Source organism: Collinsella aerofaciens, assembly GCF_025289055.1.
GTDB lineage: Bacteria > Actinomycetota > Coriobacteriia > Coriobacteriales > Coriobacteriaceae > Collinsella.
The window spans coordinates 73,499-96,496 of sequence record NZ_JAESIQ010000004.1; the positions used below are offsets into that span (position 1 = coordinate 73,499).

21 protein-coding genes and 1 riboswitch are annotated in these 22,998 nt (G+C 59.5%); of the genes, 8 read left to right on the top strand and 13 right to left on the bottom strand.

Annotated elements, in window-relative coordinates; all coding sequences use genetic code 11:
• Positions 1-46: 46 nt before the first annotated feature.
• Positions 47-1,165 (top strand): AAA family ATPase, encoded by a 1,119-nt coding sequence (locus JMJ97_RS02275; protein ID WP_260699022.1) that lies wholly within the window; start codon positions 47-49, stop codon positions 1,163-1,165.
• Positions 1,158-3,671 (top strand): excinuclease ABC subunit UvrA, encoded by a 2,514-nt coding sequence (locus tag JMJ97_RS02280; RefSeq protein ID WP_479682379.1) that lies wholly within the window; start codon positions 1,158-1,160, stop codon positions 3,669-3,671. Before JMJ97_RS02275 ends, JMJ97_RS02280 begins: the two co-directional genes overlap by 8 nt.
• Before the next feature lie 40 nt (positions 3,672-3,711).
• Here JMJ97_RS02280 and JMJ97_RS02285 read toward each other — a convergent pair whose 3' ends face one another.
• The 8 genes from JMJ97_RS02285 to JMJ97_RS02320 form a co-directional block, all read right to left on the bottom strand.
• Positions 3,712-4,812 carry an ATP-binding protein gene (locus tag JMJ97_RS02285; RefSeq protein ID WP_260699024.1) on the bottom strand — a complete coding sequence of 367 codons (1,101 nt, stop codon included), beginning with the start codon at positions 4,810-4,812 and terminating at the stop codon, positions 3,712-3,714.
• Between the two features lie 144 nt (positions 4,813-4,956).
• A complete protein-coding gene (locus JMJ97_RS02290; RefSeq protein ID WP_260699025.1) occupies positions 4,957-5,556 on the bottom strand; it encodes a tRNA (cytidine(34)-2'-O)-methyltransferase in 600 nt (199 codons plus the stop codon).
• A gap of 95 nt (positions 5,557-5,651) precedes the next feature.
• Positions 5,652-6,782: a CobW family GTP-binding protein gene (locus tag JMJ97_RS02295; RefSeq protein WP_260699026.1), complete on the bottom strand. Its 1,131-nt coding sequence runs from the start codon at positions 6,780-6,782 to the stop codon at positions 5,652-5,654.
• An 86-nt stretch (positions 6,783-6,868) separates the two neighbouring features.
• On the bottom strand, positions 6,869-7,210 hold the full coding sequence (locus tag JMJ97_RS02300; RefSeq protein WP_055252194.1) for an arsenate reductase family protein: 342 nt from the start codon (positions 7,208-7,210) through the stop codon (positions 6,869-6,871).
• Positions 7,211-7,227: 17 nt separating this feature from the next.
• Positions 7,228-7,851 (bottom strand): flavodoxin family protein, encoded by a 624-nt coding sequence (locus JMJ97_RS02305; protein ID WP_195544244.1) that lies wholly within the window; start codon positions 7,849-7,851, stop codon positions 7,228-7,230.
• Positions 7,852-7,925: 74 nt separating this feature from the next.
• Positions 7,926-9,032: a diguanylate cyclase domain-containing protein gene (locus tag JMJ97_RS02310; protein ID WP_260699027.1), complete on the bottom strand. Its 1,107-nt coding sequence runs from the start codon at positions 9,030-9,032 to the stop codon at positions 7,926-7,928.
• Positions 8,963-9,454 (bottom strand): GGDEF domain-containing protein, encoded by a 492-nt coding sequence (locus JMJ97_RS02315; RefSeq protein ID WP_260699028.1) that lies wholly within the window; start codon positions 9,452-9,454, stop codon positions 8,963-8,965. The genes JMJ97_RS02310 and JMJ97_RS02315 overlap by 70 nt, the downstream gene beginning before the upstream one ends.
• Before the next feature lie 127 nt (positions 9,455-9,581).
• Positions 9,582-12,299 (bottom strand): bifunctional diguanylate cyclase/phosphodiesterase, encoded by a 2,718-nt coding sequence (locus JMJ97_RS02320; RefSeq protein WP_260699029.1) that lies wholly within the window; start codon positions 12,297-12,299, stop codon positions 9,582-9,584.
• 324 nt (positions 12,300-12,623) lie between these two features.
• Here JMJ97_RS02320 and JMJ97_RS02325 point away from each other — a divergent pair, with 324 nt between their 5' ends.
• On the top strand, positions 12,624-13,493 hold the full coding sequence (locus tag JMJ97_RS02325) for a patatin-like phospholipase family protein (RefSeq protein WP_260699030.1): 870 nt from the start codon (positions 12,624-12,626) through the stop codon (positions 13,491-13,493).
• Positions 13,494-13,605: 112 nt separating this feature from the next.
• Here the strand turns inward: JMJ97_RS02325 and JMJ97_RS02330 are convergent, their stop codons facing one another.
• The 3 genes from JMJ97_RS02330 to thiM are packed head-to-tail and all read right to left on the bottom strand — an operon-like array spanning position 13,606 to position 15,482.
• Positions 13,606-14,301: a thiamine phosphate synthase gene (locus JMJ97_RS02330; protein WP_260699031.1), complete on the bottom strand. Its 696-nt coding sequence runs from the start codon at positions 14,299-14,301 to the stop codon at positions 13,606-13,608.
• Positions 14,298-14,639, bottom strand: a complete 342-nt coding sequence (locus tag JMJ97_RS02335; RefSeq protein ID WP_260699032.1) for a thiamine-binding protein — start codon at positions 14,637-14,639, stop codon at positions 14,298-14,300. Before JMJ97_RS02335 ends, JMJ97_RS02330 begins: the two co-directional genes overlap by 4 nt.
• Before the next feature lie 3 nt (positions 14,640-14,642).
• Positions 14,643-15,482 carry a hydroxyethylthiazole kinase gene (gene thiM / locus JMJ97_RS02340; protein WP_260699033.1) on the bottom strand — a complete coding sequence of 280 codons (840 nt, stop codon included), beginning with the start codon at positions 15,480-15,482 and terminating at the stop codon, positions 14,643-14,645.
• A gap of 51 nt (positions 15,483-15,533) precedes the next feature.
• A riboswitch (TPP riboswitch) is annotated at positions 15,534-15,644 on the bottom strand.
• Positions 15,645-15,705: 61 nt separating this feature from the next.
• On the opposite strand from thiM, the gene JMJ97_RS02345 reads away from it, so the two are divergent.
• The 3 genes from JMJ97_RS02345 (at position 15,706) to JMJ97_RS02355 (ending at position 18,810) form a co-directional block, all read left to right on the top strand.
• Positions 15,706-16,614 (top strand): HAD-IIB family hydrolase, encoded by a 909-nt coding sequence (locus tag JMJ97_RS02345; protein WP_260699034.1) that lies wholly within the window; start codon positions 15,706-15,708, stop codon positions 16,612-16,614.
• A 10-nt stretch (positions 16,615-16,624) separates the two neighbouring features.
• A complete protein-coding gene (locus JMJ97_RS02350; RefSeq protein WP_055286633.1) occupies positions 16,625-17,521 on the top strand; it encodes a LysR family transcriptional regulator in 897 nt (298 codons plus the stop codon).
• Between the two features lie 155 nt (positions 17,522-17,676).
• The gene (locus JMJ97_RS02355; RefSeq protein ID WP_260699035.1) at positions 17,677-18,810 is read left to right on the top strand and encodes a 5-methyltetrahydropteroyltriglutamate--homocysteine S-methyltransferase; all 1,134 of its coding nucleotides are present in this window, start codon (positions 17,677-17,679) and stop codon (positions 18,808-18,810) included.
• Positions 18,811-19,048: 238 nt separating this feature from the next.
• Here the strand turns inward: JMJ97_RS02355 and JMJ97_RS02360 are convergent, their stop codons facing one another.
• Positions 19,049-19,714 (bottom strand): alpha/beta hydrolase, encoded by a 666-nt coding sequence (locus JMJ97_RS02360; RefSeq protein WP_055310020.1) that lies wholly within the window; start codon positions 19,712-19,714, stop codon positions 19,049-19,051.
• A gap of 137 nt (positions 19,715-19,851) precedes the next feature.
• Positions 19,852-21,162, bottom strand: a complete 1,311-nt coding sequence (locus JMJ97_RS02365; RefSeq protein WP_055310021.1) for an NCS2 family permease — start codon at positions 21,160-21,162, stop codon at positions 19,852-19,854.
• Between the two features lie 193 nt (positions 21,163-21,355).
• Here JMJ97_RS02365 and JMJ97_RS02370 point away from each other — a divergent pair, with 193 nt between their 5' ends.
• Both JMJ97_RS02370 and bsh read left to right on the top strand, forming a co-directional pair.
• Positions 21,356-21,775: a peptide deformylase gene (locus tag JMJ97_RS02370; RefSeq protein ID WP_260699036.1), complete on the top strand. Its 420-nt coding sequence runs from the start codon at positions 21,356-21,358 to the stop codon at positions 21,773-21,775.
• 243 nt (positions 21,776-22,018) lie between these two features.
• Positions 22,019-22,984 (top strand): choloylglycine hydrolase, encoded by a 966-nt coding sequence (gene bsh / locus JMJ97_RS02375; protein ID WP_260699037.1) that lies wholly within the window; start codon positions 22,019-22,021, stop codon positions 22,982-22,984.
• The last annotated feature ends 14 nt before the right edge of the window (positions 22,985-22,998 follow it).

Genomic DNA, 22,998 nt, shown 5'->3' on the forward strand with positions numbered 1-22,998 from the left:
AGTTGGTATAACTATTACCAGGGTTTGCCAATCCGAGGAGGCCGACATGAATCCAAATCCCTTTAAGCCCACGGCCGGCAAGCGGCCTCCGATACTCATCGGCCGCGAGTCGGTCATCGAAGATTTCGAGGAAGGGCTCGATAACGGCGCCGGAGCGCCGGGTAGGCTCATGCTCATTACGGGAAACCGCGGCTGTGGCAAGACGGTTCTCCTGCGGGAGCTGCAACGTCTAGCCAATGAGCGCGGATGGGCGGTTGTCTCCGATTCCGCTTCGCTTGGCTTATGCGACCGATTGGCCGACGCGCTTCGCTCGAATAAACCCGTTGTGACGTCAATGGAGTTCGGTCCGTCGTTTGGCCGGATGTCAGTCGAGGCGGCGCGAGCAAAGGGCGAAACGTTGCGAGGGCTGGTCAACGAGCGCCTCAAGAAGCTCGGTCCAGGCAAGGGCATACTGTTTGCGATTGACGAGGCGCAATCTGCGTCTATCGAGGAACTGGCGGCTCTTGCCGTTCTCTATCAGCAGGTGCTCGGAGACCAGGATGCCACGGGCTTGTCCGATAGCGACCAGCGCGGTCTTGCACTGGTCTTCGCCGGCTTACCCAGTATGGTTGACGATCTGCTCGAAGAGCCGAGCGTGACGTTTTTGCGGCGTGCCCAGCAGCGTACGTTGGGGGCGATCTCTTTGCCCAAGGTACGCGATTCGTATATCCAGACGGTCAAAGACGCTGGTCTTTACGTTGACGCGGAGACGGCGGACCTTGCGGCACGCAAGAGCATGGGGCATCCATATATGGTTCAGCTGGTGGGCTATTACATGTGGCGGTCTGCTGTTCGACGCGGCTCGCAGGTCATCGAAAGGCGCGATGTCGAGGATGGCCATGCGGATGCCGTCTCCGAGTTCTACGAAGCGGTTGACGCGCCCCTGTATTACGGGCTGCGCAGTCCACAGCGCCTTTTTATCGAGGCTATGGCGGTTGACGAGAACAAACCGACGCGCATGGCGGATATCATTGAGCGTTGTGATCGTACCCAGAGCTGGGCGAGTAAATATCGCGCAAGCCTGATTCGCGAGCGCGTCATCGAGGCTGCCGGATACGGCCTCGTCCGGTTTACCGTGCCCATGCTGGGCGCATACGTTCGCGATCGAGTTTTATGGCATGAGTAGGGTGATAAAGGTGACGGAACAGAAGATGAGCCCGCAGGCTATCGAGGTGCGTGGCGCGCGCGTTCATAACCTTAAAGACATCGATATCGATATTCCGCTGGGAAAGCTTGTGGGCATTGCCGGCGTGTCGGGTTCGGGCAAGAGTTCGCTGGCGCTGGGGGTTCTTTATGCCGAGGGCTCGCGCCGTTACCTGGAGGCGCTCAGCACCTATACCCGCCGTCGCCTGACGCAGGCCGAGCGCGCTCAGGTGGATGAGGTGCTGCACGTGCCGGCGGCACTCGCATTGCATCAGCGCCCCAGCGTGCCGGGCGTGCGGTCCACTTTTGGCACCATGACTGAACTCAACAATAGCCTGCGTCTGCTCTTTAGCCGTTGCGCCCATCATGTGTGCCCGCATTGCGGGGCGCGTGTGGAGCCGAGCCTTAACGTTGCCGCAGGCCTGTCGCTCGCGTGCCCTGCATGCGGTCGTGAGTTCTACGCGCCGAGCGCCGAGGACCTTGCGTTTAACAGCGGCGGTGCGTGTCCCACCTGCGGCGGCACCGGTGTCATGCGCGAGGTGGACGAGGCGAGCTTGGTACCCGACGAGTCAAAGACCATCAACGAAGGCGCGGTGCTTCCTTGGGGCACGCTCATGTGGGATCTGATGAAGCAGGTGGCCGGCGAGATGGGCGTGCGCACCGACGTGCCGTTTAACCAGCTCACGCCTCAAGAGCGCGACATCGTGTTTCATGGCCCGGCGGTTAAGAAGCACATTCTCTACGTCCCCAAAAACGGCGAGGGCGCCACGCCGCTCGACTTTACCTATTACAACGCCGTCTATACCGTCGAGAATGCGCTCGCCAAGGTTAAGGACGATAAGGGTTTAAAACGCGTTGCGCGCTTTTTGCGCGAGGGGCCATGCCGCGATTGCGGCGGCACGCGTCTCTCCGAGGCTGCGCGCCTGCCTCAGGTGCGCGGTATCAATTTGGCGCAGGCCGCGGCCATGACGCTAGGCGAGGCGATTGAGTGGGTGCGCGGGGTGCCTGCATCCTTGCCGACTGAGATGCAGCCCATGGCAGCGGATATCTGCGATTCGTTTTTGAGTGCGGCCCGTCGCCTGGTCGACCTGGGTCTCGATTACCTTTCACTCGACCGCGCCGGTGCCACGCTCTCCACGGGTGAGCGCCAGCGTGTGCAGCTCGCCCGTGTGGTGCGCAACCGATCGACGGGCGTGCTCTATGTACTGGACGAGCCTTCGATCGGCTTGCACCCTGCCAATGTCGACGGCTTGGTGGGCGTAATGCGCGATCTGGTGGATGATGGCAACACCGTGGTTATTGTCGACCACGATACGCGCGTACTGGCGGAAGCCGACTATCTGGTTGAGATGGGTCCCGTTGCTGGAGCAGGCGGCGGCAATGTGATTGCTGCAGGCACGGTAGACGAGGTCGAGCAATCGCGGGGCAGCCGCATCGCTCCGTTTTTGCGCGCAGAGCCCAAGCGCTTGCGTCCGCAGGTGACTGACGACGACATGTTCGACCAGGGACATATCCGCATGGCAACCGATACCATCCACACCGTCAAGCCGCTCGAAGTCGATATCCCGCGCGGTCGCCTTGTCGCGGTGACGGGCGTTTCGGGTTCGGGCAAGACGACATTGGTGCTCGAGACGCTCATTCCGGCACTCAAGGCGCAGGCAGCCAGTGGGCGCCTGCCAAAACATGTGCGTTGGGTCGACGCCGAGGGTATCGCCCGTGCCAACCTGATTGACGCCACGCCCATCGGCGCCAACGTGCGCTCGACGGTGGCGACTTATGCCGACATCCATGACGAACTGCGTCGCGCCTTCGCCCGTACGCCCGAGGCCAAGGCAGCCGGCTACAAGGCGGGTGCCTTTAGCTACAACACTGGCGCCTTGCGCTGCCCTACGTGCGATGGAACGGGCTCGATTTCGCTCGACGTGCAGTTTTTGCCCGACGTCGAGATCGTCTGCCCGGCATGCCGTGGTTCGCGCTACGCCGAGGCCGCCTCGCATATCCATCGCGAGGGCAAGGACGGGAGTCTGCTTACGCTGCCGCAGCTTATGGACATGAGTGTGGACGAGGCCATCGACGTCACACTGGGACTCAAGAAGGTTCAGACGCGCTTACAGACTTTGCACGACCTGGGCCTGGGTTATCTCACGCTTGGCGAGCCCACACCGGCGCTTTCGGGCGGCGAGGCGCAGCGTCTTAAGCTTGCGAGCGAGATGGGCCGTGTACAGGACGATGCCGTATTCGTGTTCGACGAGCCCACGATCGGCCTGCATCCGCTCGATGTTCAGGTGCTGTTGAACGTGTTTGACGGCCTCGTTGCCAAGGGCGCCACAGTTATCGTGATCGAGCATGACCTCGACCTTATCCGTAACGCCGATTACGTGATTGACATGGGCCCGGGCGGTGGCGATGCGGGCGGGCAAATCGTCTGCGCCGGTACGCCAGGCGACATCGCAGTCTGCTCCAAGAGCATCACCGGTCGCTACCTATAGGCAATGTGACAAAGGGACTGCCTCTTTGTCACATTGATTTCTATTTCACGCATTGAGCCGCGAGATAGTCGCGGAAGAATGGCAATTCAAATGCGACGAGCCCTCGTCCTCGTTCTCCGATGATGCCGGCATCTATCATGCGGCGTCGGTAGCGGGAGACCTGCTGCGGCGAACGCTTAAGGCGCTCGATAAGGTCGGCGGTGGTGGACTCTTCTTCGTCATCAAGCATGGCGATGAGGAATCGCTTGTCCTCTGCAGTGAGTTCCCGATAGGTTGCCGCGAGGATTCGGTCGTCCATCTCGTCGCGCGCGATTTTGATTCCCAGGTCAAAGTCGCGTGACGAGATTTTCTTCGAATCGTTTGTGAGATCCCAGGCACGGTAGCCTACGAGTTGCAATAGGAAGGGAAAACCAGAGATCGAGCGAACGGCTCTATCGATTCCCTCAGCATCTGCCAGGCGATCGTTTTCCTGGATTGTGCGAATCAAGGCCTCTCGCACGTCATAGTCGGCAATGCGACCCAGATGATATTGTTGGGCGCGGCGAAGGAACGAGACCGTCTTGTGGTTCAGCAACGTCGAGACGTTGTTGGGAAGTCCCGCCATGAGCAGCGCGACGCGTCTCCCATCGGTCACAAAGTGCTGATACGTCGCTGCGAGCTGAATCATCTCGTCGAGTGTCGGGTCCACCTCGTCAACCGTGACGAGCAGACCGGTGCCCGCTTCGTTGAGCTGGTCGATGATGTCGCTCATGCGATACCGCCAGGTTGAGGCATCGTGAACGCGACTGACCTCGATGCTGCCGAGCGGTGCAATTCCGAGACCGGTGACTTCGAAGTGGTTGGACGGGTCGATAAGATGGCCGGCAGCACGTTTCGCCCCGAACTCGATTTCCTCAAGCATTCCCGGGAGCGCGGTCGTCTTTACGGCAATCCAGCCGTGGGATTCCGCCCTTGTCGCGAGCGACGACATGAGAGCGGTTTTACCGGTTCCACGAGCGCCTGAGAAGATCGAGGTCAATTCTGGGCGCCTGCGCTGGCTCAAGAAGGCACGGTCCAAATCCCGAATAATCTGTTGTCTGCCAGCGAGGTGGGCAGGAACCTCACCAAAACTGGGGGTAAACGGGTTCTCGAGATATTCCACAAAGCTCTCCTTTCACACCGCCGTTTAACTTCATTTTACTTTAGTTAATTCTGATTAAAAGTGAGGGCTCTTTATCTAGAGCATCAATTAGGCGTGTGTGCCATCGGCGCGGCGTTTGAATGTGACAAAGGGACAGTTCCTTTGTCACATTCCCGGAAAGCCTGTTTGGCGTAGGGCCTCGTAGAGGACGATGGCGGCGCTGTTGGAAAGGTTGAGGGCGCTGATGCGGTAGTCGTCGGGATTGACGAAGTTGCCGCAGATGTCCTGTTGAAGAATGGTCTCGTGGCTGTCCTCGGTATGCCCCAGCGATTCTTCGTGGGCTTCCCAAGCCTCGGCGTTATCGAGTGAGTCGCAATCGCGCAGCATGGGGATGCGCTCGCAACGCTCGGGCGCCGCGGCAAGCAGTGGCTCGGGAATGCCCGAGCTCTCGCTGCCAAAGACCAAGTAGTCGCCATCGCGGTAGGTACTTTGCGCATAGGTGCGGCGTGCCTTTTTGGTCAGCAGATGCAGGCGCTCGTCGGCGGGGGAGAGGCCGTTGCGGGCAAGGAAATCCTCCCAGCCGGCATAGGTCGTCACGTCCAAGTTTTGCCAGTAGCCCAGGCCGGCGCGACGCACCGTCTTGTCATCGAGCGAAAAGCCCAGCGGCTCCACCAGATGCAGGCGGGCGCCGGTAACCACGCAGGTGCGGCCGATATTGCCCGTATTGGCCGGAATCTCGGGCGCATACAGCACGATGTTGAACATGAATCTCCTTGGCTCAGAACGAAAAACCACCACGAAGGGCACCTTCGTGGTGGTTTGGCGGTTGCGTAGGCGGAAAAATGCCCGCTTGGATAAACCTAGGCGCGGTGCCAGTCGGTCAGGCAGGCATCGAGGGAGGCGATGAGCGCATCCTTGTCCATGTGACGGCCGATGATGCACAGGCTCGTCATACGGTCGCCCGTCTCGTCGTCCCAAATCTGCATGATCTCGGGGTTCTCGTCGATGATCTTCTGCTTCTCGCCCTCGGGCGCGGAGTCAACGAACAGACCGTTCTCCATCAGGCGCATCTGGTGGCCGGCCTGCTCAAACATGTAGCACATGTCCGGATCGCCGGTCTGCCACAGCGGACCCTTGACGCGGATGACCTCGTCGGGCCACTCCTGCTCAACAAAATCGGTGAACTTCTGCAGGTCAAACGGCTTGCGGCGCGAGTACACAAAGGTCTCGATGTCGTACTCGAGCACCTCGGGGTCATCGTGCTCCTCGGGATGTTCCATGGCATCGATCCAGGCGGCGGAGTTGTAGGCGCGCATAAAGTCAAAGCGGTCGGTGTCGAGCAGCTCCTCCATAGGAACCTCTCCGTTTTGGGCCTCGACGATCACGGCGTCCTTCTGCAGGCTGCGCACGATGGCCTTGAGCTCGGCGATCTGCTCAGGGCTCACGGTATCGGTCTTGTTGAGAATCAGCGTGGAGCAGAACTCGATCTGCTGGATGAGCAGGCTCTCGATGTCGTCCTCGTCGATATCCTCTGCCAGCAGGTCGCGACCGCCGTTGAACTCGTCGTACATGCGGGCGCAGTCGACCACGGCCACGATGTTGTCGAGCGCGAGCTTGGGCTCGCCGCCCACCTTGGCCTCGTCGCAGAAGCTCGAGATGGTGTAGGCGATGGGGATGGGCTCGCAAATACCCGATGCCTCGATGATGATGTAGTCGAAGTCGCCCGAATCGGCGATGCCCTGCAGCTGGTTGGCAAGGTCGTCCGAAAGCGTGCAGCAGATGCAGCCGTTGGTGAGCGGGATGAGGTCATCGGTCTCGGAAAGGCCGCCGTCGGCGATGAGGCTGGCGTCGACGTTGATCTCGCCGATATCGTTGACGATCACGGCGGCGCGGATGCCGCCGTCGTTAGCGAGGATGTGGTTGAGCAGTGTGGTCTTGCCGGCACCGAGGTAGCCGGTAAGCATGATGATCTTCACGGGTTTGTTGGGCATGTGCCCTCCTTTGTTAGACATGGCTTACAGTTGAATCTTATGCCAAACGCCTGCTCTTATACCCACGCGCCGGCAAATAACACAAGCTACTCCCAGGCTCCCCATACATCGGGGCAATAACCGACGGTGGCCTTTTTGCCGTTGCGCACGATGGGCTCGGCCAAGACCTGCTGGTTCTCGAGCAACTTGTCGAAGCGCTGGCTGGGGGTGAGGTGCTGGATGAGCGCGAGCGTCTCCTCGTCCTTGGCTTTGGGGTTGAGCAGCTTGTCGATGCCGCCGACCGCCTGCATCACGCTCGTAAGCTCGCCTTTGCTCATCTCCTTTTCCTTAAGGTCGATAAACTGCACCTTAATGCGGCGTTCCTTAAAATAACGCTGAGCCTTCTTGGTATCGAAAGACTTTTTGGTGCCAAAAATTTGCACGTTCATGTATTTGTTCCGCCGTTCTACCTGATGAAGTTGGTGCGCTCGCGATCGGCTTCGGGGGCTTCGATGCCGGCGGCCTGTCCTGCCTCGATACAATGCAGGAGCCAGGCCATGTTCTTGCCGATGTTGCGCATGGTGGCCAGGCCCTCGGCGTCCTGGGCGGCCTCGCCCGGCATGGCGCCAAACACGTTGTTCCAGTACGTGGAAGCAACCACGGGCATCTGGTTGATGGTGAAGTACTTATTGAGCACGTCGAAGGTGGTCGACGTGCCGCCGCGACGGGCAACGGCGACGGCAGCGCCCGGCTTGTGTGCAAAGGCTTTGCTGCCGGCATAGAATGCGCGATCGAGGGCCGAAAGGATGCGCCCGCTGGGGTGCGCATAGTAGACGGGCGAGCCAAAGACAAAGCCATCTGCCTGCTCGGCGGCAGCGATCAGCTCGTTCACCACGTCATCGTCAAAGGTGCAGCGGCAATCGAGCTTGCCGCACTGACCACAGCCAATGCAGTCGCGAATGGGCTTGGTGCCCAGCTGAAACACCTCGGTATCAATGCCTTCGGCATTGAGTTGCTCGGCGACTTCGGCGAGTGCGCGGGCGGTGTTGCCGTTTGCCTTGGGGCTGCCATTGACCAAAAGAACCTTCATCACAAACTCCCTCTGCTGTCGGTGACTTCTGCAGAGGATTATCGCACGATGGGGGAGGCGGTGTGGGCGCGGTGCTAATCCAGTTTGGTACCTGGCACCTGCACGGCTTTCCCGAGCAACGCTTTGAGCTCGTTCAAAATCGAAACGGGCTGACGGTCGACGCCGTCCAGATGGAGCGTGGCCACGCGAATGGGCGGCTGATATTCAAATGGGCCAAAGAGCACGGGCGAACCCAGGAACCGCTCGATTTCCTCTGCAATCGCATCGGTTTCTTCGGGATCAAAGTCGTCGAAAAGAGCCACGAACATCGGCCCCGTCGAGCGGAACATACGACCCTTACCGCGCGAGCATTCCACCAGACAGGCGGCACATTCTGCCAAAACGCGGTCGCCCGCATCAAAGCCAAAGCGGGCATTGACCTGAGCGATATCGTCGATTTTGATGGCGATCAAACCAGCCTTGCGCGCCACGCGACGCATTTCGCCAATGGCGTTGACCAGGGCGTGAATATCGCCCAAGCCGGTCACGGAATCGGTCGTATCTGCCAAGCTTCGGTTGATGATAATGCCCACATACATGCCGGGCTCGGTATCGGTGCCGTCCAAGCGGTAGCCCGTGCAGTCGCAAAGCACGTATTTTCCGGTGGCATCCATTACGCGATACTGCATGTAGTGGAAGTGCCACGTGCCGTTTATCACCATGTCGAGCTCGACACGTACGTTGTCGCGGTCCTCGGGATGAACGCGGGCGAGCCACATGTCGAGTGAGTTAAAAGGGTGCTGGGAGGGCAGGTCAAAATCGCGCACGGCGTTAACCGACCATTGCGATTCTCCCGTATCGAGATTGAGGATAAACGGATAGCGCGTCTCGGAGCTCATGGAGATCGCTTGGAACACCCGGTCGTTGCAGGGAAGCTGATCGACGATTGGGCGTTGCGGCGCGTCATCGTCTTTCGGTTGCTGCACACGATGCATAAGCTTATAGCGATACATCTTGCGATCGGCATCCATTGTCATCTGGCGACGCGTGTCGCCAGCAAGTGGATCGACGCGCGAGCAGCCAAAGCTAAAGCTGCCGATCATGGGCGCCTTGCCACCTGAGCTCGCCTCGATCAGCCTGGTACGTACCTGCTCCAAGCGCTGCTCGAGTTCAATCTCGTTTGCGGAGAGCGAGATGAGCAAAACTCGTCTCCACCGATACGGAACAGCATCTCATCGTGCTCCATGGTTTCGGAGAGCGTGCGGCAGATGCTCAGAATATAGCGATTGCCTTCGGCGTGGCCAAACCTATCATTGCAATGCTTGAGATGGTCGATGTCAATATAGGCGCAGGTGAAGGGGTCGCCTTTGCGCCAGAGTTGCTCGACGTGACGGTCGAATCCGTTGCGGTTGCCCAAGTTGGTGAGCGGATCGATATAGGCGTTGCGCTCAAGCAGCTGGCGCTCTTGTTGCAGGATGGCATGCGTCTTTTGCAGTTGCTCGCCAACGGCGCGTAGCCCAGCAGGCAGCGCGGCAACATCGAGTTCGGCGGTCGAGACGCCGTTCGCAAGTCGCTGAAGATAGGCAATAATCGATTGCTCGCCCAGGCGATACGACTCGTTCATGATGGATAACCTCCTTGGGCGGAACAACGGTTTGTATCATATCCCCAATTCGGTTTGAATTGGGGATATAAGTTAGCTAATGGAGACAAATATCCCCTTCGACGGTGGCGTTTTGCGCGCGAGCGTATCAGTTGTTATTGCCACCATCGAGCAATGCCTCAAAATCCTTCGCCGGCATGGGGCGGTAGTAGAGGAAGCCCTGAGCGTAGCGGGCGCCCATTTGTCGTAGCATGTTCGCCTGCTCATTTGTCTCGACGCCTTCGACCACGACGGGCAGATGGAGCGACTGCGCCATTTCGAGCATCGATGAAATGATTTGCGTGCTGCGGCCTTGATCGCGGTCGGTGGGCACAAAGGTGCGGTCGAGCTTGATGACGTCGACGTTGACGTTCTTGAGCATCGCGAGCGTGGACTGGCCGGTGCCAAAATCGTCCATGTAGGTCGAGAAGCCACGGGTGTGCAGATCCGCGGTCAGCTTATCCACGGCCTCGGACTCTCCGGTATAGGCGGTCTCGGTGATCTCGATGTGCATGAGTTCGGGCGGCAGGTTGTACTGGGCGGCGAGCGACCCCATATGCTCGGCGACATCGCAGGCAAGAATGTCTACGCGCGACACATTGAGGGAAATCGGAACCACGCGAAGTCCTCGATTGAGGCGCTCGCGGAGCCACATGGCGACGCCCTGCCAAACATATTTGTCGAGCGTCACTACAAAGCCGCTTTCCTCGAGTGCGGGGATAAACGTTGCGGGCGAAATGAGAGAGCCGTCCTTGTTAATCCAGCGGGTGAGTGCTTCGGCGCCAATAATCTCGCCGGTTTCCATATCGACCTGGGGCTGAAGATAGTACGTGATGCGACCATTTGACAGCGCGTACTGGAATTCGGTTAGCGTGCGGTTGAACACGATTTCGCGCTTGTACTCCTCGGGGCAAAAAATGGCAATGCGCTCCTTAAAGTCGTTTTTTGCGCGCCGATTGGTAAACATGGCCTTTGCCTGCGCATCGATGGTGATCTCCTCATTGGAATCGATGGGGTAAACGCCCATGGACGGCCAAAAACCTACGCCGCCATCATACCTGGCTACTGCCTCGCGAACGCGGTTGTAGATTTGATGGACGGTGATGTGCTTAAAGGGGATGAGTACGCAAAAGTCATCTTGGCCCCAGTACCCTGCGACGCCCATGTCGGCATTCTCGATGTCCTTGAGGACCGTGCCCACATCGGCAAGCAGGCGGTCGCCTTCGGCCTGTCCATACCATTCGTTAAACAGGCGCATGTGGCCCATGTCGACCGTGGCGATGCACCAGGCGCCGTCGCGTCTTGCCTCGAGAAAAGCGTTGGCGCGCCGCATAAACTCGCTGGGTCGATAGAGACCCGTGAGCGAGTCGATACGTTCGGCGATGGCGCTTTTGCGCTCAGCCTCAGGTATGGGGAGGCTGTCGTTGGGAACAAGCCCGCCGGCCGTGCGAAGGCGACGGTTGAGTTCGCCTAAAACGGCGGTCGCTTGATGGGTTAAGTGCTCGTAAAAGGCCGGGACGACAAGGCAGACGGGAGTAATGGTGTCGCCTGCGATTCGAACAGGAGCGAAAACGGCCTCTTTAAGGTGGCGGGTCAGTTGCTCGAATGCCTCGTGGTCTAGGTCGTTGCTGAGCACGACGAACTGAACGCTTCGTGAACGGTAGACCCGGCTCCTGCCGCGAGTGATCGACAGCATGCGGCCTGCGTATTCGGCAAGCATGTTGTCGACAGCCTCGGCCCCGTAGAGCTCGTTGAGCTTTGTCGTGCCACGAACGCGCACCGCTATAAGCCCTGTCTCGCAACGATCGCGGCGGCAGGCGTCGATGGCGTTGGCCAGCATGCGCTGCGTTCCGAGGCCTGTGGCGGCGTCGACGGTTTCGGCAAGTGAGTGGTTGACGAGCTCGCCGACATAGAGCGAGGGGACATTTCCGTCGCCGTCGATACGAAACCCGCGAGCACGGCAAAGGACGTAGTCGCCGACGGCGTTGCGCACACGATACTGCATGACGCGACGGTGCTTGGTGCCGTTGTAGACTTGGTCGATGTCGTTGATGCAGGCCTCAAGGTCGTCGGGATGGACGCGCGTTTTCCAGTAATCGCGACAGTTGTCTATGTGCTCCGAGGGAAGGCCAAGATCGCGCAAGGCACCTTGTGACCAAAGGGTGCGATGTTTGTCCAAGTTCTCGATAAAGAAATAACGGCCCTCGTTGAGCATCGAAAAGGCGTCAAAAATACGATCGCTTATTTCGAAGTCGTCGGCGTGAACTTGCGTGATATTGCGTCGATCGAGGTGCATGGCATGACGTAGCTTGTAGTCGTACATGCGATGGTCGGCATCGAGCGTCATGCGATTGGAAGCTTCGCCCAGGGCGGGGTCGGCATGTGACACTCCGTAGCTAAACGAGCGGGGCATCTCGGAATCGTTGTTTTTGAGCAGAACCGTTCGGCAGTGTTTCAGACGTTCGGCGAGGTCGTCCTCGGTTGCAATCGTAGATAGGATGGCAAACTCGTCGCCGCCTATGCGAAACGCCGCTTCGCCCACCTTCATATACAGCTTAAGATAGAGACTTACCTGCAAGATATAGCGGTTGCCCTCGTCATGCCCAAAGACGTCGTTGCAGTGCTTGAGATTGTCGATATCGATGAACGCCATGGTAACGGGGGCGTCCTGCTCCCAGAGCTCCTCGAGGGAACGGGCAAAGCCGCCACGGTTGCCAAGCCCAGTAAGCTGGTCGGTAAAGGCAGTCCTGATCAGATCCTCCTGCCGCTTGAGAAGGTCACGGACGGTCTTTTCGAGCGTTTCGGTGTAATTGCTGACAGTATCCATGTTCTAAGCGGCTTTCTGAGGTCGGGGCGGATTGCGTCGGGCGAGCTCGTTGTGTACACGCGTCGTTGCTCGGCGTTTTGCGTGTATCCAGGCCCCCGCCTTGCTGCGTTGTTGAGTTAATTTGTCGGCTAATGTTCGCTGTTGATAACAGCTGAGTAGTGTAAACAACAATACACAATTATATATGGGTGCACATGCTGTGGGCGGCTATTATTCGACAGGCGATAGCGCGACGATGCGATGTTCGATGAAAATGCGACTGAGACGATATATGTTGACGGGTATACTTGTTCCGTTTGAATTTGTGGGGACGGAGATGGTCGCATGGCACAGTCAAATACGATGCGCACGGTGGGGCTGGCACTCGAGGGAGGCGGCTACCGCGGTATGTATACGGCGGGCGTGCTCGACGTTTGGATGGAGCACGGCTTAACTTGCGACCATATGGTGGGTGTCTCGGCGGGCGCGGCGTTTGGCTACAACTTTAAATCGCGCCAGATCGGCCGCGCCATTCGCTACAACAAAGCCTATTGTGCCGATAAGCGCTATGCGAGCGTGACGAGCTGGTTGCGAACCGGCGACATGTTCAATGCCGATTTTGCCTATCACGAGGTGCCCATCGAGCGCGATCCCATCGATTTGGAGACATATCGCGCCTGCCCCATGCGGTTTACGTGCGTGTGTACCGATATCGAGACGGGCAAGGCCGTCTATCACGATCTGCCGTATGGCGACGAGCGCGATATCGAGTGGATCCGGGCGTCGTCGGCAATTCCCGTGGCGACGCGTCCCGTTGCTATTGACGGGCATAAGTATCTGGATGGTGGCGTGGCTGATTCTATTCCCAGCGCATGGCTGTTTGCGCAGGGGTATGACCGCAATATCGTGGTACTCACGCAGCCGGCGGGCTTTGTGAAGCAGCCCAACAGCGTGATGCCCATGCTGCGGCGCGTGTTCCGTCACTATCCGGAGTTTGTCGCAGCGCTCGAGCATCGGCATGAGGTCTACAATGCCACGCTCGATGACCTGGCACGTCGCGAGGCCGCCGGCGAAATCTTTGTGGTGCGGCCGAGCGAATCGGTGAAGGTGCCGTCGCTGTGTCGCGAGCCCGATGAACTTGAGCGCATCTACCAGATTGGTCGCCGCGATGCGGAGGCGACCTTGCCGGCACTGGAGGCATATCTGGCAGGGTAGAGGCTGCTGCCGCCATCTCGGCGGGAAGCGCATCCCGGAATGGAGATCCAAACTGGGATGCGCTTTCCATTGCTGAAGATATGAGACTGCGAATCAGCTGCTCGGCTTATGCCTATGCCTGCTGCCAGGTGTCGACAAGCTCCTTGGCTGCGGCGTAGGGGTCGTCGGCACTGCAGACAGCGCTCACCACAAAGAAGCCATCGACGCCGGTGGCTTTGAGCTGCGGCAGGTCGGCCGTCTTGACGCCGCCGCCCACCACGATGGGCACGGGGCTTGCCGCATGGAGGGCGGCCAGGTCCTCAAAGCTCTTGGTGATGATAGAGCCGTCGGCTGCGCGTCCGCAGTCGCGCTTAGTCTCGGTCTCGTGGAGTGGGCCGATGCCCAGGTAGTCGACTAGGCTCATGTCGGCGGTCTTGACGTACTCGAGCATCTCCTCACAACGGGCCGAAAGGCCCACGATGGCGCCGGGGCCCAGCAGCTTGCGACAGACCTCGACGGGAATATCGCTTTGGCCCACGTGCACGCCGTCGACAGCAATACCCTGCTCGCGCGCGGCAAGCACACAGTCTAGACGGTCGTCGATCAGCAGGGCGACCTGACCGGTCTTGCCGGCCTGTGCGATTGCCTGTGCGGCGTTGCCGGTCAGCGCAATGATCTCGCGGGCGCTTGCCACCTTGGAGCGCACCTGGATGCAGGTAAAGCCGGCGTCGAGTGCCTGGGCCACCACATCACCCACGGGTCGCCCCAGCGTGTTTTCGGGGCCGAGTACCAGATAGGCCGAGATATCAAGGTTGTCGCGGATGCTCATCGTGCTTCCTCCTGCTTTTTGATCTGTGCTTCCATGCGCTCGAGTTTGCCGGTCATGGTGTCGGTAAATCCGGGTCGAATATCGGCTTTGAGCACGACTTCGGTGCGGATGCCCTTGCTCGCCAACACAAAGGTTGCGTCGCGCACGACCTGCATGACCTCGTCCCAGTCGCCCTCGATCTCGGTGAACATCGAGGTGGTGCGGTTGGGAAGGCCGCTCTCGCGAATGACGCGCACGACCTCGGCGACCTCGGCGGACAGCTCATCGCCGGTGCCGCATGGGGCGATGGCCACAGCGACGAGCGTGTTCATGCCGGTATTGGTTGTGGGCTCGGACATGGCTTATGCCTCCTCGAGCTCGAGTTTGTTATCAGCGATGTCCTGGGCGCTCGCGCGGTAGAGCTCATCGATAAAGGCGACCTTAAAGCTTGCCGGGGCATCGGCGACGGCGGCAGCACGCGTGCCAGCGACGTTGTAGACGGCGGTGCCGCAGACGGCTGCCGTAAACGGATCGGCGGCGCAGGCATACACAGCCAGCACGCCGCCCTGCGAGCAGCCGCAGCCGGTGATCTTGGACATGAGCGGGCTGCCGCCGTGGGACTTGGCCACGGTCGTGCCGTCGGTGATCAGGTCGACTTCGCCCGAGACGACTACGGCGCCACCGGTGTAGTGGGCGAGCGCCACCGCGGCATCGCGGGCGGCGTCTACCGTGTCGGTGGTATCGACACCGCGTACGCGGCTCAGATCGGCCGCCTCGCCCTCAAGACCCCACAGGCCGGCGAGCGCGATAATCTCGGAGGCGTTGCCACGCACGATGGCGGGCTTGTACTGCTTGAGCTCGTTTACCAGCTGGGTGCGCAGACTACCGATACCCAGGCCCACCGGATCGAGCACCCAGGGCTTGCCGGCGTCGTGTGCCGCCTTGGCCGCGCGGGGAATCGTCTGCTCGTAGATGGGGAAGAGCGTGCCCATATTGAGATAGATGGCGCCGCCGCCGGAAACGAGCGCCTCGCCCTCGTCGGGCAGATAGACCATGGCGGCCGATCCGCCCACGGCGAGCTGTGCGTTGGCGACAAAGTCGATCGTCACCGTGTTGGTGATGGAGCCGGCCATCGGATTGGTGGCGCGAATCTCCTCCACGGCCTTGACCACATTTTGCTTAAGCTGTTCCGAATCAATCACTGCACATGCCTCCTTGGCATAGAAAAGGGGCGCTGTGCATAGACAGCGCCCCTGTAAAGGCGGCATGCTCCCTACGCCAGCATTAACTGACAGGTTCAAAGGATTGGGCCCCATGCCCTCTCAGCCTTGTGGTTTGCACCGCCGGCACTCCCGCATCGAATCTGTTGTTCCCTATACTAGCGCACCGTTACAATGGTCGCAGTGAAAATGACTGGGGGACTCTATGATCAAACTTGTGCTGACCGATATGGACGATACGCTGATTCCAGCCGGGCATGACGGCGCCAGCGACTACGCCATTGAGGGTATTCATGCCATGCAGGCGGCGGGTCTGCACTTTGGGCCGGTTTCGGGTCGTCAGCCGTCCGCGATGGGCTGGATGTTCAAAAATTGTTCCGAGTGCTTCTCGACTGGCGCGTTCTGTAACGGCCAGGTCATGTTTGTGGACGGCGAGGCGGTAGCCTCGCATGCAACCGATAACGCCGCCCTTATGCGCTTGGCTGACTACTTGGAGCAAGAGACCGATGATACGTATCTGAAGGTCTACAGCCTGGGTGATGACTTTTGGAATAACGATGCCTACTGCGTGACGAGCGATCCCGAGCGCGTTCGTCGCGCCATGGAGTCGGGCGGTAATGCGTGGCTCAAAGGCGAAGAGGCCCCGTGCCGTCCTGTTGTCGATGATGCCCCGGTATACAAGGCGAATATCTGGAGCGCCCGCTCGCGCGAAGAGCTCGCTGAGCTGCGCGAGCGCATTGCCGCTGAGGTGCCGGAGCTCTCGCTTGTGTTTCCCAACAACCGTGTGCGCCTGTTTGACATCCTTCCGGCTGGTTGGGACAAGGGCTGCGCTGCGCTGGAGCTGGCGCGCGCTTTGGGTCTGACGCCCGATGAGGTGGCCGTATTTGGCGATTCCGATAACGATCTGCCCATGATCGATGCCGTTCCCAACTCCGTTGCAGTCGCCAATGCCAACGAGGCCGTCACGGCTGCCGCGCGCTGGCATATCAGCGCTGCGGCAGACGATGCGGTTGCCGGGGCTCTGCATCAGATTGCCGCCTGTGCCGCGACGGGGGAGATGCCGCCGTTTATGCGTCAGGAGGGTGCAGCCGACGCGAATCTCGCGAACAGCTAAGGAGACAGCCATGAAGCTCCAGCAGCTCAGATATGTCGTCAAAGTTGCCGAATGCGGCAGCATCACCGAGGCCTCGCGCCGGCTTTTTGTGTCGCAGCCTTCGATTACCGCATCGATTCGCGATCTCGAAAACGAGATGGGTGTGCACATCTTTGAGCGCACCAACAAGGGCGTCATTGTGTCCGAGGAAGGCGAGACCTTCTTGGGCTACGCGCGACAGGTGCTCGACCAGGCCGATCTGCTCGAAGGCAAGTACAAGGGCGCGTCCGAGCAGGTGCCGCACTTTAGTGTGAGCTGCCAGCATTATTCCTTTGCCGTTAACGCGTTTGTCGATGTGATCCGTGAGTTCGATGCCGCGCGCTACGACTTTACCCTGCGCGAGGAACAGACCCACGAGATTATCGAGGACGTCGCGCATATGAAAAGCGAGCTCGGCATCCTGTATCTGTCGGAGCACAATCGCGAGGTCATCGAGCGCATGCTGGTGGCTAACGAGCTCGTGTTCGAAGGACTCTTCTGCGCCACGCCGCATGTCTTCGTCTGCGCCGACCATCCGCTGGCGGACCGCTCCAGCGTGACGCTCGAGGATCTGGAAGACTACCCGTTCCTGTCCTACGAGCAGGGCAGCTACAACTCGTTTTACTATTCCGAGGAGCTGACCTCGACGTTCGAGCGTCGCAAGAATATTCGCGTGCGCGACCGTGCGACGTTGTTCAATTTGGCCATGGGCCTCAACGGCTACACGGTATGCTCGGGCGTGATCAGCCACGAGCTCAACGGCCCCGGCATTATCTCGATTCCGCTCGACGTGGACGAGTACATGGAGATTGGCATCATCACGCGCAAGAACACGACGCTCACGCGCTACGGTCGGGCCTATATCGACGCGATTCGTCAGCATATCTAGGCCGCTGTACTCCGCACGGTTCAAGTCTCTTTATGGCAGTCCAGACTGATATAGGAAGCATCTATATCAAACTGTTATAAACGTATATTTTACGATGGTCATATGAGCGCTCATACTCTGTCCCAGTAAAGCAACCAATGCAAAGGGAGATATCTATGAGCACTTCGATTCAACCGAACGCGCCGTTTCGCGCCGATATCGTCGGCAGTTTTCTTCGTCCGCAGGCTGTAAAGGACGCCCGTGCCGCCTATGTCGCGGGTAAACTCGACGCTTCCGGCCTTAAGGCCGTCGAGGACGACGCCATTCGCGATTTGGTCGCCAAGCAGAAGGCCGCCGGCCTGCGGGTGATCACCGATGGCGAGTTCCGCCGCAGCTACTGGCACCTCGATTTTATGTGGGGCCTTAACGGCATTGAGCGCCGCACCTCACGCACGGGTTATATGTTCCATGACGAGGAGACGACGGCCGACACCGCCGTGGTTACTGGTCCCATTAGCGGCGAGAACCACCCGTTCGTCGAGCATTTTAAGTTCGTCAAGGCGCTTGAGGGGGAGGGCCAGGTCGCACGCCAGACCATTCCGGCGCCGATCCAGACGTTCTCTGAGGTCACACTCGATCGCTGCGACGGCCAGCAGGAGAGCCTGCGCGCTGTCTATAAGACCGATGAGGAACTTGCCGACGCCATTGCGGCCGCTTATCGCACGGTGATCACCGACCTGTACGCAGCAGGCTGCCGCAACATCCAGTTTGATGACTGCACCTGGGGCATCTATTGCGATACCGACTTTGTGTCCAAGACCGGCATGAGCCCGGTCGACCTGCAAAAGGTAAGCGAGCTGGGCGTGGCGCTCAACAACGCCGCCATCGAGGGCAAGCCCGACGATCTGGTTATCAACACGCACGTGTGCCGCGGCAACTACCATTCCACCTATGCCTTTGAGGGCGGCTACGACCCCATCGCGCCGTACCTGTTCGCACATGAGAATGTCGATGCGTTCTATCTGGAGTTCGACACACCCCGCGCCGGCGGCTTTGAGCCGCTCAAGTACGTTGCCCCCGGCAAGAAGGTGGTGCTGGGACTGGTCACTACAAAGGCGGCTGAGCTTGAGGACGAAGACGTTATCGTCGAACGTATCCACGAGGCCACAAAGTATGTGCCGCTCGAGAATCTGTACCTGTCGCCCCAGTGCGGCTTTGCCAGCTGCGAGATTGGCAACAAGCTGACCGAGGACGAGCAGTGGGCGAAGATCGCGCTGGTCAAGCGCATTGCCGAGCGCGTTTGGAAGTAACGCGAGCGTTTGCAGGTGGCGGCGCGTGCGAGGCATTGCGTATCGCGTACAATGGTTCGGATCGTATCGTTCGGGCAGGTTATCCGATATGCCTGATCGCCCTTCCATCATGAAAGGACTTCCATGTCCCAATCCTCGACGCCCGCCGTATCTAAACTCGAGGAGACTGTCGAATAGTAGTTGTGTTCAGCTAAATCAAAAAATGGCGTCCATGCGCATGTACGCGTGGACGCCATTTTTAATGCGTCAGTATCCAGTGGATGCCGCGCGCCATGCGCAGGTCAGTTTGGGCAAAATGATTGCCGGGGTTGAGCTCCAGCGTTGTTGGGATGTCGCGCTCGATAAACAGCTCTTCCATCGCGCGCGTATCGTCGAGTACGTGCCGCATCATGCGGTTGGGCGTCTTGGTTTCCTTTTTACCGAGCGACAGATAGGCGGCGTCGGGCGTAGCCGTCATCGTGCGCTCGCGCGCGTAGTCGATAAAGCCGGGGAACCACAGCGACCCCGATGCACTCGCTGCGCGCTCAAAGACATCTGTTTGCCAAAGTGCCCACAGTGCAAAAAGACCCGCCAACGAGTAGCCGGCAACGCCGCGCCAGGCAGGCGGTTGCGGGAGCGATGATTCGGCCTGGGGGATTATCTGCTTCAACAACTCGTCAAGAAAACCAGCAGCCTGTCCGCCAAAGGGCTCGCTATCGCGTACGGTACCATCGCATGCCCAGGGGCTCAGCTCGCGATTCCAATCGAGCCCTCCAATGGCGACAAGGGTGAACGGCGGGCAGTCGAGCTCTCGGCAGCGCTCGTAGACTTCACTACCGTCGCCCATAACCACGGGGAGATAGATGACGGGCGCGCCTTCCGCACGCTCTGAATAAACGGTTATCTGCTTATGATGCGCTTCCAAGGCAGGCTTCTCTCGGTGTTGTGATATTGACAGCCTCAATTGTCGCACGCTGGCACGGGGGCAGACGCTAAAAGAAAGGCGCGGAGCCGCTCGATGCGATTCCGCGCCTTGTTGTTTTGCTTTAGCAGACTATGCCGTTACGCCACGAAGAAGTAGACGAGGAAGGCGAGGGCTGCGATCCACATAAGCGGCTTGATCTTGGAGGCCTCGCCCTTAAAGAGTGCGACGATCACGTAGGTGATAAAGCCCAGGCCAATGCCGGCAGAGATGGAGTAGGTGAAGGGCACGCCGGCGACAATCATGAACGCCGGGAAACCCTGCGACACGTCGGACCAGTCGATCTCGGAGGCCTCGCTCATCATGAGGTAGCCGACGTAGACCAGAGCACCGCAGGTGGCGGCGCTGGAAACGATGGTGACGATGGGGGAGAAGAACGCGGCGAGAATGAACAACACGCCGGTGGTGACGGAGGTGAGGCCCGTGCGGCCACCGTCGGCAGCGCCAGAGGTGGACTCGACGAAGGTGGTGATGGAGGAGACGCCCATGAAACCGCCCACAGCAGCGGCGGCGGAGTCGACGATCAGGATCTCCTTGATATTCTCGACGTTGCCGTCGTCGGTGAGGAACTCGCCCTGCTTGGCCACGGCCATCGCGGTGCCCATGGTGTCGAAGAAGTCGCTCATGAGCAGCGAGAACGAGATGACGAGGAGCGCGGGGTCGGTAAGGACCTTGACGATGGCGGGCACGCCGCCGGCGTCGGCGATGGGGCCACCGATGCTCGAGAAGTCGAGCGGGGCGATGATGCCGGTCGGAGCCTGGGTCACACCTAGGGGGATACCGGCGATGACGGCGACGACGATGCCGATGAGCAGCGAGCCGGGGACGTTGCGGCAGGCGAGGGCGACCGTCACCAGGATGGAGATGATGCCGACGATGAAGGTGGGGGAGGTGATGTCGCCCAGACCGACGAGTGTACCGGCGCCAGCGGTGATAATGCCGGCATCGCACAGGCCAATCATGGCGATGAACAGGCCCAGACCCACCGAGATGGCGTGACGCAGGACAACCGGGATGGCGTCCATGATGGCCTCGCGCAGGCCACAAAGCACGAGCAGCAAGATGACAACGCCCTCAAGGAAGATGACGCTCATGGCCACGTGCCAGTCACCGCCGCAGACGGTGGTGGTGATTCCGGCAATCATCGCGTTGACGCCTAAGCCCGACGCGCAGGCGAGCGGGCGGTTGGCGAAGATGCCCATGCAGATGGTCATGATGCCGGCACCCAGGCAGGTGGCGCAGGCGAGCGCTCCTGCATCGATGCCGGCGCCCGAGAGCACCGCGGGGTTGACGGCGATGATGTAGGCCATCGCCAGGAATGTTGTCAGTCCAGCGCGGAGTTCGGTCCCGATTGTGGACTTGCGCTCGCTGACGTGAAATAGTTCGTCCATGCATACCCTTTCCTTGTTCGGCCCCGAGTTTAGGCCGATTGACACGAACTCACCTACTATAGCCCCTTTACGACGCTGTTGTTCATCGCATGTTGATGTTCGGCGCTTTGTAGCAGACGGACGGTATTTTTCGCATGAAAATGTGTGGGTACCGTATACTTAAGCGGTTACAACGAACTCTTTGGAGGAACGTATGATTAAAGAGCTCTGCCGCGACGAGGCTATCCTGTCCCAGCGTTGCGAGGTTGCGACCGTCGAGGACGAGTCGGTTGCTCAGGACCTGATCGATACCATCAAGTCGCTCGACGATGCCGGCTGCCTTGCCGCTAACCAGATTGGCGTTACCAAGAAGGTTTGCGTCTACCTGGACGATGCCGGCGAGCCTCACGTACTCTACAACCCCCGTCTGGTGTTTGGCCTGGGCGCCAGCAAGATGGAGGAGAGCTGCCTGACGCACGAGGAGGTCACCAAGTCCACGCGCTATATCAAGTGCAAGGTCGCCTTTGATCAGATCGTCGACGGCAAGATGCGCGAGCGCAAGCAGGACTTCGTCGGCTTCGAGGCGCAGATGGTCCAGCATATGATCGACCACTGTCTTGGAAAGTTGGTCTAAGGGACCAAAGCACCGCACCTTGCCGCTCAATCGTCGCTCGCGTACCTTAAGTACGCTTCGCTCCTCTTTCGTGGCAATCTGCGGCACTTTGACCCCTTAGACGACCTGCGGGGTTAACTTGGTTGAGTTTATCCTGCTTGAATAGCCCGGGCGTGACATTGTTGTCATGTCCGGGCTTTTGTGTTTAGCGCCTTTTTGTTTGGAGACAATGAAATTAGCAAGAACGTAAAGCTAGGAGGCGCTATGTGTACGAGTATTCGATTTACCGATAATTCTGGCCACATGTATCTGGGCCGCAATCTCGACTGGAGCTTTGACTACGGCCAACAGGTTCGCGTGATGCCGCGCGGGTTTCACATTCCGTATTCGTTTATCGACGACGCGACAGCGGCGCACGCGGTGATCGGTATGTGCATCGATTACAAGAACTACCCTATGTTCTTCGATTGCGGCAACGATGCGGGCCTCGCCGTGGCGGGTCTCAATTTCCCGGGTTATGCCGAGTATGCCGAGGACCCTGTCGACGGCAAGACCAATATCGCGGCCTATGAGTTCCCCCTGTGGGTGGCAGCGACGTTCTCGACGGTCGATGAGGTCGAGGCCGCGCTGCGCGACACGGTGATTGTCGCCAAATCTGCCGGAGAGGGGCTGGGCGTGTCGCTGCTCCATTGGATTATCGGCGACAGCCAGCGCAGCATCGTGGTCGAGATGATGGCTGACGGCCTGCATGTATACGACGATCTGGTCGACACCCTTGCCAACCAGCCGACCTTCCCGTGGCACATGGAAAACCTGCGCACCTATATCACCGCCACAAGCGATTTTCCGCAGACGGCGACATGGCGTGGCGCCGAGCTCAAGCCCTATGGAGCCGGTGCCGGCATGCGCGGCATTCCGGGCGATTGCTATTCGCCGAGCCGTTTTGTAAAGGCGGCGTACCTCAATGCCAATTACCCGCAAAAGGAGAGCGAGACCGAAAACGTCGTTCGCATGTTCCGCTCGCTCGAGGGCGTGGTGATGATCGAGGGAGCGTCCAGGATGGGCGATGGCAAGTTCGAGAAGACTATCTACACCGGATGCTTTAGCGCGCGCACAGGCAATTATTACTACGCGATGTATGGGGATCCGTCGATTCGCTACGTGAGCCTGATGGATGCCGAGGGCGCGAGCCCCGATAGACTCGTGGTTCCCGAGCCGCGCCGTTCGTAGCCGATAGCTTTACC